The following is a 15,451-nucleotide window of genomic DNA, read 5'->3' on the forward strand; positions in this document are numbered from 1 at the left end:
CGGCCACCACCCTCACAGCATTGGCAGCGTGCATGGCCGCGTCCCACTGGCGTCTGATCCTCAACGGCAAGTCCACCGACAACCCGGACCTGCGTGAGGCGGTGGAAACGCTGCGCACGCGCGGCATCCAGCTCGAGGTGCGGGTCACCTGGGAAGATGGCGATGCCGAGCGCTATGTCGGCGAAGCGGTTGCCGACGGCGCCCACACCGTGGTCGCGGCCGGGGGCGATGGCACCTTGAGCGAAGTGGCGGCCGCGCTGGCGCATCACACGGCCGACGCCGCCACGCTGCCGTCGCTGGGCCTGGTGCCGCTGGGGACCGCCAACGACTTCGCCACCGCCGCCAACCTGCCGATCGAGCCGCTCGCTGCGTTGACGCTGATCGCCGAGCGCCCCGCCGAGCCGATCGACCTGCTGCGCATCGACGCCGAGCACGGCCCGCACTGGTGCGCCAACGTCGCCAGTGGCGGGTTCGGCACCCAGGTCACCGTTGAAACCGACGAAGGCCTGAAGAAGATGCTCGGTGGCCTGGCGTATCTGATCACCGGCATGTCGCGGCTGGGCCGGATCGACCCGATCAGCGCCCGCTTCAGCGGTCCGGACTTCCGTTGGGAAGGCGAGTTCATTGCACTTGGCCTGGGCAACGGACGCCAGGCCGGCGGCGGCCAGGCGCTGTGTCCGGAGGCCCTGATCGACGACGGCCTGCTCGACGTCACCATCGTGCCCGCGCTCAACGGCGAGGTGGCCGCCACCCTCGGTACCCTGGTCACCGGCGGCAAGCAGGCCGCGCTGGAGCGTGTGGCCGTGCGCGCGCGGCTGCCGTGGCTGGAGATCGTCTCGCATCAGCCGCTGACCTTGAACCTGGATGGCGAACCGGAGACCTCGCTGCATTTCCGCATCGAATGCGTGCCGGCGCGGTTGCGGATGCATTTGCCGGTGGAGTGCCCGTTGCGGAGCGTTTGAGCGCTGGGAATGGGGAATCGGGAATCGGGATTGGGGAATCGGAAGCGCGATGCGCGTGGTGTTGCGGGTGCTGGAGGTCGGCGTGTACGACACCAGTGCGGACTGGCCCGGCTTTGCGGTTTGCGCGGCTTTGGCCTCGCGCCTGCTGCCCTTGCGCGGCAGTTGCGCTACAGTAGCGGCGTGTCCCGCCTGACGACTTCACGCTCCTTCTCTTCCGCTCGCCGCTGGTGGCGATGGTGGCCCGTTGCCGTCGTCCGCCCCGCCACAGAGTCCCGGAAGGAAAGTCGTCTTGATCACTGCAGAGCAGTTCCAGCGCCAGGCCGCTGAAGGTCACACCCGTATCCCTGTTGTCCGGCAAGTGCTGTCCGACCTGGACACGCCGCTGTCGGTCTATCTGAAGCTCGCCGACGGCGCCTACACCTACCTGTTCGAGTCGGTCGAAGGTGGCGAACGCTTCGGGCGCTATTCCATCATCGGCCTGCCGGCGCGGCGCGTGTACAGCTTCCGCGGGCACACGCTGGAAATCAGCGAGCACGGCGAAGTGCTGGAAACCCGCGAGGTCGCCGACCCGCTGGCCGAAGTCGACGCCTTGCGCGCCGAGCACTCGGTGCCGCAGCTCGACGGCCTGCCCGGTTTCACCGGTGGCCTGGTCGGCTGGTTCGGTTTCGAGTGCATCCAGTACATCGAGCCGCGCCTGGGCAGCGGCGACAAGCCCGATGAGCTGGGCACGCCGGACATCCTGCTGATGCTGTCCGAAGAGCTGGCGGTGTTCGACAACCTCAAGGATCGGCTGTACCTGATCGTGCACGCCGATCCGCGCCAGCCGCAGGCCTACGTGCGCGCCAACCGGCGCCTGGACGAACTGGCGCACCGCCTGCGTCAGGGCGGCGCCGGCTATCCGCAGGCGCAGATTTCCGATGCCATCGACGAGTCGGATTTCCGCTCCTCGTTTAGCCGCGAGCAATACCACGCGGTGGTGCGCAAGGCGCAGGAATACGTGCGCGCCGGCGACATCTTCCAGGTGGTGCCGTCGCAACGGCTGCGCGTGCCGTTCCGCGCGCGTCCGGTGGATGTGTATCGCGCCCTGCGCGCGCTCAATCCATCGCCGTACATGTATTTCCTCGATGTCGGCGGTACGCAGGTGGTCGGCTCCTCGCCGGAAATCCTGGCGCGCCTGCGCGATGGCGTGGTCACCGTGCGTCCGATCGCCGGCACCCGTCCGCGCGGGGCAACCCCGGAGCTGGACAAGGCGCTGGAAGAAGAATTGCTGGCCGATCCGAAAGAGCGTGCCGAGCACGTGATGCTGATCGACCTGGGTCGTAACGATGTCGGCCGCGTGGCCGAACCAGGCACGGTCAAGGTGGGCGAGCAGTTCGTGATCGAGCGCTATAGCCACGTGATGCACATCGTCAGCGAGGTCACCGGCACGCTCAAGGCCGGCCTGAATTACAGCGACGTGCTGCGCGCCACCTTCCCGGCCGGCACCGTCAGCGGCGCGCCGAAGATCCGCGCGCTGGAGATCATCCGCGAGCTGGAGCCGGTCAAGCGCAACGTCTATTCCGGTGCAGTCGGTTACATCGGCTGGCACGGCGATGCCGACACCGCCATCGCGATCCGCACGGCGGTGATCCAGGATGGGTATCTGTACGTGCAGGCCGGCGGCGGCGTGGTCTACGACTCCGACCCGGACCTGGAATGGCAGGAGACCATGAACAAGGGCCGCGCGCTGTTCCGCGCGGTTGCGCAGGCGGCCAAGGGGCTGTGATGGACGGGCAGGGCAACGCCGTGCGCATCAGCTTCCGCAACGACTACAGCGAGGGCGCGCATCCGCGCCTGCTGCAGGCCCTGGCACAGGCCAGCACCGAGCAGAATGCCGGCTATGGCACCGATCGCCATACCGCGCGTGCGGCTGCGTTGATTCGCAATGCAGTCGCGCAGGCGCAGGCCGACGTGCACCTGCTGGTCGGCGGCACCCAGACCAACCTGACCGCGATCGCGGCGTTCCTGCGCCCGCACCAGGCGGTGATCGCGGTGGAGGCCGGGCACATCGCCACGCACGAAACCGGCGCCATCGAAGCCACCGGCCACAAGGTGCTGACCGTGCCCGCGTTGCACGACAAGCTGACGCCGGCGCTGATCCAGCCGTTGCTGGACGCGCACGGCAACGAGCACATGGTGCAACCACGCCTGGTCTACATCTCCAACAGCACCGAGAGCGGCACCATCTACACGCGGGCCGAACTCCAGGCGCTGTCGCGTTTCTGCCGCGCACACGACCTGCTGCTGTACCTGGATGGCGCACGCCTGGGCGCCGCGCTGACTGCCGCTGGCAACGACCTGGACCTGCCGACGATTGCCGCGCTGACCGATGCGTTCTACATCGGCGGCACCAAGAACGGCGCCTTGCTCGGCGAAGCGCTGGTCATCGTCACTCCCGCCTTGCAGGCGGACTTCCGCTATCTGATCAAGCAACGCGGCGCGCTGCTGGCCAAGGGCATGCTGCTGGGGTCGCAGTTCGCCACCTTGTTCGAAGATGGCCTGTTCCTCGAACTGGCCGCGCATGCCAACGCCATGGCGCAGCGTTTGCGCGCCGGCTTGCTGGCCGCTGGCGCGCAGTTCACCAGCGACTCGCCGACCAACCAGCAGTTCATCGTCGTCAGCGCAGCGCAGGCCGAACAGCTCGCCCGGCGCTACGATTTCGAACGCTGGGAAACCCGCAGCGATGGCCGCCTGGTCATTCGCTTCGTGACGTCATGGGCCACCACGCCGGCGGCGGTCGATCGGCTGTGCGCGGACGTGGCCGTGCTTCTGCAGGACCCCGCGCTGTAGAGTCATCACTCGCCATCAAGGAAGACGACAATGAACAGATTCGCCGGCTGGATGCTCGCCACCGCCCTCATGCTACCTGCCGTGGGCACAGCGCAGATCAATACGCTGCCCTCGCAGCCGCACTTGCTGGTGAAGGGGCAGGCCTACCGGACCGTGGACCCGGACCGGTTCATCGTCGATCTGAAGGTCAGCAACACCAATCTGCAGCCCGATCTGGCACGCACGTTCGTCGAAGAGCGCGCCCGTGTGGTCCTGGATGGGTTGCAGCGCAACCGCGTGCTCAAGGACTCGCTGTATGCCTCCGCGCTGTCGATTGCGCCGCAATCGCGCTACGAGGCGGGCAAATCCGTCTTCGAAGGAACCCGCGTGGAGCGCAAGATCCGCGGCACCTTTACGTCCTTGAAGGATGTGCGTGCCTTTCTCGGCGGCCTGGAGGCCAACGAGCATGTCCAGGTGCTGTCGATGCAGACCGCCTACGCCGATGCCGCTGCCTTGCGTGCGGACCTCAAGCGCGAAGCCGCCGCGCAGTCGCGCGAATCGGCCCAGGGACTGGCCGCTGCTTACGGCGTGCGGCTTGGCGGGATCTACAGCATCTCCGATGTCGCCCCCAATTTTGCCTATGGTGTCCAGGCAGGCACCTGGTCGGCCCCCGCAGCGCCGAAGCCAGGCTCGGTGGTGTCTCCGCCTTCGCCGCCGGCCCCGCCGCCGCCGCCCGCGCCAAGCGCCGGAGCCCAGGGCCTCGGCGAAAGCCTGCTGACCGGCACCATTACCTACACCGAAGACATCTATGCGGTGTTCCTGATCGCGCAGTGAGGCAGGGCTGCAGCAGATTGATGTCGGGGCGAGGTTGTTGGTGAACCTTGGCACCAGTCCATGCGTTGCCGTGCAGGCCGACCATCCCTGTCCGTGCAACGCGATGGATTTGACGATGCCCGGTTCCCCGAAGGACGCGCCGCAAATGCGAACGTGGGATCTGCGCCCGGGCTGGCCCCTCCTGTAGCGTTGGCCGACACCGCCAAGCCCCATCCTTATGTCCCTATGCATCACTCGACGCCAGCTGCTGCGTGGCGCGGGCACACTCGCCCTGCTCGCGCGCCTTCCCGCTGGCTGGGCATTGCCGACCGGTCCGGCGCGGCCGCCCGGCTTCATCGATGCGTTGATCGCACGCATGAGCGTGGAAGAGAAAGCGGGCCAGCTCAGCCTGTTCAGTTCGGCGCAGCAGGATGGCAAGGCGATCGTCGCCAATCCACTGACGCGCACTGCCGATGGGAACGCGCAACTGGCTGCCGCCCGCGCCGGGCGGCTGACCGGCGTGTTCAACGGCTCCAACGTGCGCTGGCATCAGCAATTGCAGCAGGCCGCGCTGCAGAGTCGCTTGCGCATTCCGCTGCTGTTCGCAGCCGATGTGATCCACGGCTACACCACCGTGTTCCCGGTGCCGTTGGCCGAAGCAGCCAGCTTCGAGCCAACGCTGGCGCAGCGCACTGCGCGTGCCGCGGCGAGGGAGGCCAGTGCGGTCGGTCTGGACTGGACCTTCGCGCCGATGGTGGATATTGCCCGCGATGCACGCTGGGGCCGTGGCGTGGAAGGCGCCGGGGAGGACGTGCTGCTGGCGCGGCTGTTTGCGCAGGCAAGGGTGCACGGCTTCCAGGGCGATGCGGGGCTGGCCCATCCCGAGGCGTTGGCTGCCTGCCCCAAGCACTTCGCCGCCTATGGCGCGGCCGAGGGCGGGCTGGATTACAACCGCGTGGACGTGTCCGAACGGACCCTGCGCGAGGTGTATTTCCCGCCGTTCCAGGCGGCGTTTGCCGCCGGCGCGGTCACGACCATGGCCGCCTTCAACGAACTGTCGGGCATTCCCGCCACGGCCAATGCGTGGCTGCTGGAGACGACGTTGCGCCAGGAATGGGGCTATCCCGGCCTGGTCGTGTCCGACTTCAAGGCCGACCAGGAACTGGTCGCGCACGGCGTTGCGCGCGACGACCGTGACGCGGCAAGGCTGGCGTTCCTGGCCGGGGTGGATATCAGCATGGAAAGCGGCCTGTATCTGCAGCACCTGCCGGCCCTGGTGGCCGCAGGCGACGTGCCGATGGCGCGGCTGGATGCTGCGGTAAGGCGCGTACTGGCATTCAAGGCGGCGCTGGGGCTGTTCGACGACCCGTTCCGGCGCATCCGGCCCGCGCGTGCGCAGTCAGCGCAGCGCACCACCGATACCCTGGCACTGGCCCGCGAAGCGGCCTGCAAATCGGTGGTGTTGCTGAAGAACGATGGCGAGCTGTTGCCATTGCGCCGCAGCGGGCAGCGCATTGCCCTGATCGGGCCGATGGCGCGCGACTGGATCAATCACGCCGGGCCATGGAGCCTGTTCGACGAGGAAGACAGGCGCAATACGCTGGCCGCCGCACTGGCGAACGCGCTGCAGGATCCGCAGGCGCTGCAGGTGGTGGACGGTTGCGGCTTCGAGCAAGCACTGCCGGATGGGGTGCAGGACGCGGTGGCGGCCGCCAGCCGTGCCGATGTCGCGCTGCTGGCGATCGGCGAACCGTTGCGCTACTCGGGCGAAGCGCAATCGCGCAGTGAAATCTGCATCCCCGAGCCGCAGCGACAGTTGCTGGCGGCAGTGGCCGCCACCGGCACGCCTGTCGTAGTGCTGCTGAGCACCGGTCGCGCGCTGGCGCTGGAGGGGCCGGTGCTTGGCTGCGCGGCAATCCTGGTGACGTGGTTTCTGGGCTCGGCGGCCAGCGTTGCACTGGCCGACATCCTGTTCGGTGCACAGGCACCGTCCGGCCGTTTGCCGGTGAGTTTTCCGCATGCGCTCGGGCAGGTGCCGTACACCTATGCCCACCCACCCACCGGCCGCCCCACTCCGCAGCCGGACGACCTGGAGCCGTACACCACGCATTACCGGACGGCACCCAACGCGGCGCTGTTTCCATTTGGTCACGGACTTACCTATGGGCGCATCGACTATGCCGAGCTGCGCTTGAGCGATGCGCGCCTGCCAGCCGACGGCAGCCTGCGCATCAGCGCACGCATCTACAACCACGGCACGCGCGATGCGGACGAAGTGGTGCAGCTGTATATCCGCGACCGCAGCGCCAGCGTCACCCGGCCGGTGCGCGAGCTGAAGGATTTCCGCAAGCTCACGGTGCCTGCAGGCGGCAGCGCGCCGGTGGAGTTCGTGCTGCGGCGTGCGGACCTGTTGTTCATCGGCCAGGCGTTGAAACCGACAGTGGAGCCGGGGATGTTCGATGTGTGGGTGGCGCCATCGGCCGAAGCTGCAGGGGTGACGGCGAGCTTCGAGCTGGTGGATTGAACCAGCGTTCGGTGGCGCCTGTGCACCCAGGCAGAGGTGGGTGAGGATCGCGGCCGGGGATATCTACCGGAGCATATGTCGCCGGGCCGCGTTCCACGGCGGCGCGGGAGGATCCCTACCGAATGACGGCGCTGGAATCGGGCGCCGGGCGGTGAGGGCGGCGGCAGGCACCTGAGGCAGCGCCATCGCTGCCTTGCAGAGGCCTGCCGGTGCGTACCCGCTCAGCCCAGCCAGCTGCTGCAGTTGCTGGCGGCCTTGCTGTCGCAGCTGGCCTGCATCTTCTGCTGCAGCCGCGCCAGCACCGCGCCGCCTTGCTGACGATGCTGCTTGCTCCAGGTCTTGAGCGAGCTGCCAAGCGCCTGGATGCCTTGACGGTTACGCCGACCGTAGCGATCCGGCTGGCCTGCCACTTCGGCGATCACCTGCGCGCTGGCAGATTCGACGGCAGCGGCGTCCTGCGGGGTAAGCCGCAGCACGCCATCGGCATACCGCAGCGCCGACTCCACGCGCGTTGCAGGGCCCTGGGAGCCTTCGTAGGACTTTTTCAGCCACGTCACCGCCGTCTTCGGATCGTTGCGTTCTTCGGCGAGATAGGCCAGGAACTGCATGTAGTGATAAGGCGTCTTGCTACGCGTCAGTTCGCCCAGCAGCAGTTGTTCTGCACCGGCGTTGTCGCCTGTTGCGTCCAGCAGCTCCGCGGCTCCAGCAATGACGGACTCGCGTTCTTCGTCGGTCTTTGCTGCCTGCACCGCCCATTGCACGCGCTGGCGAACGGTGTCGAGCACCGCTGCCGGCAGCGGTGGCTGTGGCGTCTTTGGCGCGCTGTCGGATGTCTGACCTTGTGCCAGGCGAGCGAGATCGATTCGCGTCGAGGCCGTGATCATCCTGTCCGCGATCGGAAGGCTGGCGTCGGCGTAGACCGTGTCCAGCGCCTGATTCAGCGCCAGCGAGAGCGCAGCGCGCTCGCCAGGATCGTTGGTGGACGCCACCACCAGGCGCGGTGCAAAGCGGCTCAGCTCACTTCGATTCGCGCGCACTTCCGCGGGGTCGGCCAGCACCGACTTCAACAACGCCAGATGTGCCGGGCTGGTCACCGGCGGCGTGGTTGCCATGGACAGCGCCAGCAGCGCGAACCTGCGCTGCAAGGCGGGCTGCGGCGCGGAAGCGGCCAGATGCTCGAGCACCTCGCTCGCACTGCGCGTGTTCGCCGGCTCGCGCGCCATGCCCCACCACTCGTAGCCGGCCAGCAAGGTCCAGTCGTCGGCGCTCAGTTCCTTCGGCGTCTGCAACGCCCGCTCGAGCAGCTGCTCCGAGGTGGTGGTCCGCGTGGCAGCTACGCGCAGCGCGTCGGCCAGGCGGGCATTGTCGCCATAGCCGGCCAGGCGCGTGATCTGGCTGCGATCCGGGCGCAGCACGATGATGGTCGGATACGCCTTGACGCTGTAGTGATCGCCCCACTTCTGGGCATCTGCAAGGTCCGCGTTCAGATGCACCACCACGAAGTTGCGCGTCAATGCAATGAAGGCAGGATCCTTGAACAAGGTGGCCTGCAGCCGGTTGCACGGCGGGCACCAGGCGGCGCCCCAATAAAGCATCAGCGGCTTGCCGCTCTTCTTGGCCTCGGCGAAGGCAGCCTCGACGTCACCCTCGCGCCAGGCGATGCCGGCGCTGGCGGCAGAGGCGGCGCCGGTCCGGGTCTGCGCCGGCGGGGCTGGCGTGTCCGGCTTGCCGCAGCCGGTCAGGCTTGCCAGCACTGCCAGCAGCGCGATCGGTAAGGGCCAGGGGCGCTGGAATGGCAGCAGCATGAGAAATCACCAGATGAGAGCAGGGGAGGATCGAATGACTGGGCGCGCGGCATTGCGCCTGCGCTGGATGACGTCACGTCCTATTTAGCTCTGCCGGCAACCTGGCTGCGTCACTGGATGCGAAGTGGCGTTGGCGCCAGCGCAGCGCGTCAAGGTCTCGATGACGCACGGGGCATGGCGCCCGTCGTGCGCGACGGTCCGATCAACGGAAATTGAAATTGGAAGCGACCGCCCCGCATTGCGCGCTCCTTCGCCGGCTGTTGCCGGTGCACATCGCAGCGCTCGGCAGCGCCTGCGTGCAGGGCCCTGCGAGTCATCGATAGGCCTGGTGCTGCAGGCGTTTTGTTCGTCTCCCGATCACCGCGATCGGGGTGTCACCCTCCAGTCATCGACGGTCAACGGATCAGCGATGCGCATGGCATCGCCGGCTCGATGACAGCGCTTCTTGCTTCAGTCCAGCAACCCCATTCGCCAGGGAGCCCGGATCACCGGGCCCTCCGGCCGGTTGAGGCCTAGAACTCCTGCCAGTTGGCTGCGTCCATGGCGGTGGGAGCGGTCGGCTTTGGTGGCGCAACCGCTCGGCGTGTCGGCGTCTTGCCAGGCGCCGGGTTTTTGACCTGGGCGAGGTTCTGGGCTGCTGTTGCCCGCGCCGGGGCGTGCGCGGTGCGGACCGTGGCCGCTTCTATCTTGAACACCGCCACCGCCTGCGTGAGTTGCCCGGCCTGCTCTTCCATCGAACGTGCCGCCGCGGTGGCTTCTTCCACCAGGGCCGCGTTCTGCTGGGTGGTTTCGTCCATCTGGGTCACGGTGAGGTTGACCTGCTCGATGCCGGTGGACTGTTCCTGCGAGGCGGCGGAGATCTCGCCCATGATGTCGGTGACGCGCTGCACGCTGGAGACGATTTCCGCCATCGTGGTGCCTGCGGTCTGCACCAGGGCAGAGCCTTCGGCAACGCGCTGCACCGAGTCGTCGATCAGCCCCTTGATCTCCTTCGCTGCTGCGGTGGAGCGCTGGGCCAGGGTACGCACTTCCGAGGCCACCACCGCGAAGCCGCGGCCTTGTTCGCCGGCGCGCGCCGCTTCCACGGCGGCATTCAGCGCCAGGATATTGGTCTGGAACGAGATACCGTCGATGACGGAGATGATGTCGGCGATCTTCCTGGACGAAGCCTCGATGCCGGTCATGGTGCCGACCACCTTGTCGACGAGCTCGCCGCCCTGCGATGCCACGCTGGCCGCGCCGATGGCCAGCTGATTGGCCTGGCGTGCGTGTTCGGCATTCTGGCGGACGGTGGAGGTGAGTTCCTCCATCGAGGCGGCGGTCTCCTCCAGATTGGCCGCCTGCTGCTCGGTGCGCTGCGACAGGTCGTTGTTGCCGGCGGCGATCTCGCTGGCGGCCGCGTTGATCGACACTGCCGAGCGCTGGATGCGCCCGACGATCTCCGCCAGCTGCACGGCAGTGCCGTTGGCGTCGTCGCGCATCTGCGCGAACACGCCCTTGAATTCACCGCTCATGCGCGTGGTCAGATCGCCGGCGGCGATGGATTGCAGCAACGACGACAGCGACTGCAGATTGCCATCGGCGGTGGCCATCAGCTGATTCAGGCTGTCGACCATCACGTGGAAATCGTACTGGAAACGATCGGCGTCGCCGCGCGCGGTGAAATCGCCGTTGGCGGCGGACAGCGCGAGCTGCTTGATCTGGTCATTCATCGCGGTCAGATTGGCCTTGACCTCGTCCATGGTCTGGGTGAGTACGGCTTTCTCGCCCGGCAGGCGTTCCATCTCGTCGGAGAGATCGCCGATGGCATAGCGCCCGATGATCTGGGTCAGGCGCATCGTCACGGCGATGTGCGAACTGACCAGCGCATTGGCATCGCGGACCATGTGGCCGTACTCACCGGGGAATGCGCCTTCGTCCATGCGATAGCTCATCTCGCCCGCATCGTGTCGACGCGCCATTTCCAACTGCGCAGCGATGACTCCCTGCAGGCGATCGCGAATGCGATAGACCGCACTGGCAAGTTGCACGGTTTCGTCCTTGCCGCTGACCTTGACGTCGATATCCAGCACGCCGCGCGACAGTTGCTCGACAGCGGCCACAGCCCGCTGAATCGAGGCGGAGATGGCGTTGCCCAGGATCAGTGCGAGGCTGACGCCGGCCAGCGCAATCAGACCCAGGGCGATCGCCGACAGCGTCATGGCGCGCGTGTTGGTGGCTTGCTGCTGCTGGTAACGCAGCTTGGCGGAGCTGCCCAGTTCATCGCGCAAGGTGGCGAGGCCGGCGAAGGTGGCATTCGCGTTGTCCTTGACCTGGGTGCGGTTGACTTCCGCACCGCCCGCGATATCTCCCGCCTCGATCAATTCGATCTGGCGCTGCATGCCGGCTTGCATGGCCGCGTAGCTCGTCTTGATTTTCTGCAACTGGGCCGCGTGCTGCTGTTCGTTGTGCAGCATCTGTTCGAGTTCCACGATGCTGGCTGCTACCTGCGTGAATCGCTTCTCGTTCTCCTGTTTCCACTGCGTGATCAACTCCGGCGTGCCGATGGCAATCATGCGCAGGATGTTGATGTCGACGCGCGTCAGCTGGCCGTCGATGCTGCTGGCAAGCGAAGAGCCGATGAAGTCACGGTTGTAGAGCGTGCCGACATTGTTCTTGGAGGTGTGCAGGCTGTTGAGTAGAAACAGGCAGAGCAGGATGCTCGGGATCAGCGTCCCCAACAATGCCAGTAAGAATTTGCTCTTGATCGTGGTTAGCATGACGGGCCTGGTGATGCGGCTGAGTGGGTAGGAGAAGCCGATGGCGTGGAAACCTGGTCAGCCGGAAGCTTCACCCGGGCAGTCGGTTGGTTCAGCTTGGTAGAGGTTGCTTCGTGTCTACTGCATAGCGGCTCCGGTCGCGGGATCTTGACTGCGGTGTCGAGGGTCGCGACTTCGCCACCGGGCGCGATGCCTGGCCGGCGTTGGCCGGTGATTGGCTCCGACGACCTGTGCAAGGCGGTCTTGAGGCCGACCCGGCCAGGTCTCGAGTGACAACCGCCGCGGCAACGGCGCATAAACGGCCGCCACAGGTCGTTGGCAGTGGGCAGATAGCGCGATCATCGCTCTCCCCGGAGAGGGTGAATGACGTCCTGCCACACGCGGTCCTGCTCTTGACAAGGAAGTCATCCTTGTCGATGATTGATCAATCACTCACTCACTTAAAGGTGGCAGGGCAATGGCGCGTCCGCTGAGCGAAGAGAAGCGCGCTGCGCTCCTGCAGGCCGCCTGTGCGCTCATCGCGCAGGCGGGCACCGGGGCGCCGACCTCGAAGATTGCCAAGGCCGCGGGGGTGTCCGAAGGAACCCTGTTTACCTACTTTTCCTCGAAGGACGACCTTCTCAACGCGCTGTTTCTGGCATTGCAAGGCGAACTTGCCGAATCGGTGGCAGGACCGTATCCGGCCGACGCTTCAGCGCGTGACAGGCTCTTGCTGGTCTGGAGTCGGCTGATCGATTGGGGGCTGAACCATGCCCCGGCGCGCAATGCGCTCCGGCAGTTGAAGGTTTCCGAGCGTGTGACGGACGAAAGTCGCATGCGCTGCCACGCGATCTTTTTCGATGCGCGCGCGGTCGTGGAGCGGTGCCTGGCAGATCGGTCGGCACCCGGCAGGCTTGCCTTCTACATCGACACCGTGTTGTTCGAGCTGGCCGATATCACCATGAACGCCATCGCGGCAAAACCCGCCGAGCGCGAGGCGATTGAACAGGCCGGATTCGACCTTTTCTGGCAAGGATCGGCGGCCTGATTTTTTTTCCTTTTTTAAATGCGTAAGTACTCACTCACAATGGAGCGGCCATGTTGCTGGATCGAAGAGGCTTTACCGAAACGGATGTGCCGGATCAAGCCGGCAAGTGTTTCATCGTCACCGGCGCCAATGCCGGCGTGGGCTTTGAGCTGTCCCGGGTGCTCGCCGCGCGGGGCGCGCGGGTGCTGCTGGGCTGCCGCGAGAAGGGCAGGGCGGATGCAGCGATTGCGCGCATCAGGCAACTGACGCCTGGCGCCGACCTTGGGTGGTTGCCACTGGATCTGGGCGATCTGGAGAGCATCCGTGCAGCGGCGGCACAGGCGTCGAAGGAGCCGCGCATCGATGTGCTCATCAACAATGCCGGCATCATGAATCCGCCGCTGACGCGCACCAGGCAGGGATTCGAATCGCAGTTCGGCGTCAATCATCTGGGCGTGTTCGCGCTGACCTCGTTGCTGCTGCCCACGCTGGCCCAGGGACCCGCATCGCGCGTCGTGGTCACCTCCAGCATCGCGCATTTGAAGGCAAGCATCGATTGGGATGATCTCAACGCCGAGCGCAGCTACTCCAGGGGCGATCGCTATGCAGCGAGCAAACTGGCGAATGCCTTGTTCTTCTTCGAGCTCGATCGGCGGTTACGCGCGGCCCGCTCGCCCATCATGGCGGTTGGTGCCCACCCAGGTGTGGCCAGCACCAGCCTGGGCCGGCACATGGGGCCCATCCAGGTGGTAGGTCCACTCGTCGGCCTGTTGCTCAACACTGCTGCGACGGGTGCATGGCCCGCGCTGCTGGCAGCGACCGGGCCCGTGCAGTCCGGGGGCTATTACGGCCCCACCGGCTTCCGCGGGATCAGGGGGATCGCCGGAGAGGCCAGACGCGCCCCGCAGGCTGCAGACCCGGCGCTTGCCAGGCGGCTATGGGACATCTCCGTCGCCATGACCGGAATCGACCCCGGCCTGCCTGCGGTCTGATCTCGCCGCAGCCTGGCCGATATGGCTTGTCGCATCCCCCGGCGCTCAGGCGGTGCCCAGGTTGTCGGCTGCCGAGGTCTCAGGCCGTCGCCGCGTTGGTCGGCGCGGCGTGCCGCCGCTGGACGTCGGGTCCGGGCGAAGCGCCGAACCGGCGTCGATACTCGCGACTGAACTGCGATGGGGGTTCGTGGCCAACGGTGAATCCGGCAAGCAGCGTCGATCAGGTCAGCGGCGCGGGGGTACACCCCGCGTGCCGGCAGGCACCCTCAAGCGACAGTCGATGCCCGAATCGCCGACTCAGTCGAGACGGATACGCGGGTGCAGACGGGAGTTGAGCACGTCCACGAACCACATCAGGCTTCCTTTCCAGAACCCATGCAGCCGCGATTGATGCTCCCGGTAGAGCAGTACGTGACCCAGCTGGGCGATACGACCACGCAGCGTGACTCCCTTGAACAGGCCGGTCTTGCCCAACGAGCCGTAGGCATCGTAATCGCCCAGCGACACCAGCGATCCCATGTCCCGATACCGAAAGGCCGGCAGCGCAGCGTCCTGCTGCATGATGGCGTCGATGTGTCGGACGAAGTGGTCGGCTTGCTGGTGAGCGACCTGTGCAGTGGGCGGCAACGGGCGTTCGGCCCCGTCCATGAGCAGGCTGGAACAATCGCCCAGCGCAAAAATGGCCGGGTCACGCGTGGTCTGCAGGCTGGCGTTGACGGCCAACTGATTGGACCGTGTCGTCTCCAGGCCATCGAGGTGCTTCAGGAACGCCGGCGCCATCACGCCGGCAGCCCAGACCACCGTCGAGGCAGGGATGTGGCTTCCATCGTCCAGCGTCAGGCCTGCCGCATCGACCGACTTCACGGTGGAGTGCAGCTTGACGGTGACACCCAGGGACTGCAGCCGTTGTCGAACGGCATCTGCCACTTCCGTCGGTAGCGCAGGCAGCAGCCTGTCACCGCTTTGAATCAGCAACACGTTGACGCGAGTGTCGAGCTCGTTCGCCCCGTACGCCACCGAGGTTTGCACGAGCTGAATCAGTTCCGCGGCGAGTTCCACGCCGGTCGCTCCACCTCCGACGATGGCGATGGCGACATCGTGCCTGGCTGCGAGTGCCTGAAAGAGGCGGACGCGGACCTCGGCATTGAAGTGCACGGCCTGAGGACGCGAGTCGATCATGAAGCAATGCTCGGCAACCCCGGGCGTTCCGAAGTCGTTTGCACGGCTTCCCACCGCCAGCACCAGTCGATCGTAACCAAGCGTACGGGCCGGAAGCAGCTCCCGGCCGTCGGCGGCCAGCAGCGGCGCGATGGAGATCGTGCGCTTTGCCCGGTCCAAGCCGCACAACGCACCTGGCTGGTAGACGAACCCGGCGCTATGCGCCTGTGCCACATACGGGGTTTGCTGCTGGGATATGTCGCGGGTGCCAGCGGCAATCGTGTGCAGCATGGGCTTCCAGACGTGGGCACTGTCGTGATCCACCAGCGTGATGCGCGGTGCATTGCGCTTTCGTTGCCATTTCCGGGCCAGCCGCGTCGCCACCTCCAGCCCGGCCACGCCGCCGCCGACAACCACCAGATGCTGCCTGCCCTGGACGGACTTGGACATGTCCAGGCCGTCTTGCGCTGCGGTGTTCAACGTTGAAGTCATCGGCCTGGCGGCCGGGTCTGCATGGCGATCGTGAGTCAATGCGCGTTCCTTTCTGTGTTGAGTACCGCCGCAGGGCGGGGTGACGACGGCAGGCAGGCCTGAAGAGGGGGAGTGCCGGAGCGCTCGGCCGGA

10 protein-coding genes are annotated in these 15,451 nt (G+C 66.5%); 7 read left to right on the plus strand and 3 right to left on the minus strand.

Going from position 1 to position 15,451, the window contains the following annotated elements:
* Positions 1-32 precede the first annotated feature (32 nt).
* From yegS to C0541_RS00915, 5 genes are all read left to right on the plus strand, one after another.
* Positions 33-962 carry a lipid kinase YegS gene (yegS, locus tag C0541_RS00895; RefSeq protein WP_115045303.1) on the plus strand — a complete coding sequence of 310 codons (930 nt, stop codon included), beginning with the start codon at positions 33-35 and terminating at the stop codon, positions 960-962.
* A gap of 289 nt (positions 963-1,251) precedes the next feature.
* Positions 1,252-2,727, plus strand: coding sequence for an anthranilate synthase component I (trpE, locus tag C0541_RS00900; RefSeq protein WP_115045304.1), 1,476 nt, complete (start codon positions 1,252-1,254; stop codon positions 2,725-2,727).
* Positions 2,727-3,791: a threonine aldolase family protein gene (locus tag C0541_RS00905; RefSeq protein WP_115045305.1), complete on the plus strand. Its 1,065-nt coding sequence runs from the start codon at positions 2,727-2,729 to the stop codon at positions 3,789-3,791. The genes trpE and C0541_RS00905 overlap by 1 nt, the downstream gene beginning before the upstream one ends.
* A 30-nt stretch (positions 3,792-3,821) precedes the next feature.
* Positions 3,822-4,604, plus strand: a complete 783-nt coding sequence (locus C0541_RS00910) for an SIMPL domain-containing protein (protein WP_115045306.1) — start codon at positions 3,822-3,824, stop codon at positions 4,602-4,604.
* 217 nt (positions 4,605-4,821) lie between these two features.
* Entirely contained in the window at positions 4,822-7,107 is a 2,286-nt protein-coding gene (locus tag C0541_RS00915) for a glycoside hydrolase family 3 N-terminal domain-containing protein (protein ID WP_115045307.1), read from the plus strand.
* Positions 7,108-7,328: 221 nt separating this feature from the next.
* Here C0541_RS00915 and C0541_RS00920 read toward each other — a convergent pair whose 3' ends face one another.
* A complete protein-coding gene (locus C0541_RS00920; protein WP_115045308.1) occupies positions 7,329-8,912 on the minus strand; it encodes a thioredoxin family protein in 1,584 nt (527 codons plus the stop codon).
* A 512-nt stretch (positions 8,913-9,424) separates the two neighbouring features.
* Positions 9,425-11,671: a methyl-accepting chemotaxis protein gene (locus tag C0541_RS00925; RefSeq protein WP_115045309.1), complete on the minus strand. Its 2,247-nt coding sequence runs from the start codon at positions 11,669-11,671 to the stop codon at positions 9,425-9,427.
* Between the two features lie 457 nt (positions 11,672-12,128).
* On the opposite strand from C0541_RS00925, the gene C0541_RS00930 reads away from it, so the two are divergent.
* Together C0541_RS00930 and C0541_RS00935 are read left to right on the plus strand one after the other, a co-directional pair.
* Positions 12,129-12,698, plus strand: coding sequence for a TetR/AcrR family transcriptional regulator (locus C0541_RS00930; RefSeq protein WP_115045310.1), 570 nt, complete (start codon positions 12,129-12,131; stop codon positions 12,696-12,698).
* A gap of 50 nt (positions 12,699-12,748) precedes the next feature.
* Complete coding sequence (locus tag C0541_RS00935; protein ID WP_115045311.1) at positions 12,749-13,669, plus strand: oxidoreductase; 921 nt, start codon at positions 12,749-12,751, stop codon at positions 13,667-13,669.
* Between the two features lie 297 nt (positions 13,670-13,966).
* On the opposite strand, the gene C0541_RS00940 is transcribed toward C0541_RS00935, so the two are convergent.
* Positions 13,967-15,277, minus strand: a complete 1,311-nt coding sequence (locus C0541_RS00940) for an NAD(P)/FAD-dependent oxidoreductase (protein WP_115045638.1) — start codon at positions 15,275-15,277, stop codon at positions 13,967-13,969.
* Positions 15,278-15,451 lie beyond the last annotated feature (174 nt).

The sequence above is a fragment of the Xanthomonas arboricola genome (assembly GCF_003353015.1).
Lineage (GTDB): Bacteria > Pseudomonadota > Gammaproteobacteria > Xanthomonadales > Xanthomonadaceae > Xanthomonas > Xanthomonas arboricola_E.

Coding starts and splice junctions, on each gene's coding strand:
- C0541_RS00915 (WP_115045307.1), top strand. CDS start 4,822: ATGTCCCTATGCATCACTCGACGCCAGCTGCTGCGTGGCGCGGGCACA.
- C0541_RS00920 (WP_115045308.1), bottom strand. CDS start 8,912: ATGCTGCTGCCATTCCAGCGCCCCTGGCCCTTACCGATCGCGCTGCTG.
- yegS (WP_115045303.1), top strand. CDS start 33: ATGGCCGCGTCCCACTGGCGTCTGATCCTCAACGGCAAGTCCACCGAC.
- C0541_RS00905 (WP_115045305.1), top strand. CDS start 2,727: ATGGACGGGCAGGGCAACGCCGTGCGCATCAGCTTCCGCAACGACTAC.
- C0541_RS00935 (WP_115045311.1), top strand. CDS start 12,749: ATGTTGCTGGATCGAAGAGGCTTTACCGAAACGGATGTGCCGGATCAA.
- C0541_RS00925 (WP_115045309.1), bottom strand. CDS start 11,671: ATGCTAACCACGATCAAGAGCAAATTCTTACTGGCATTGTTGGGGACG.
- C0541_RS00930 (WP_115045310.1), top strand. CDS start 12,129: ATGGCGCGTCCGCTGAGCGAAGAGAAGCGCGCTGCGCTCCTGCAGGCC.
- C0541_RS00910 (WP_115045306.1), top strand. CDS start 3,822: ATGAACAGATTCGCCGGCTGGATGCTCGCCACCGCCCTCATGCTACCT.
- C0541_RS00940 (WP_115045638.1), bottom strand. CDS start 15,277: ATGTCCAAGTCCGTCCAGGGCAGGCAGCATCTGGTGGTTGTCGGCGGC.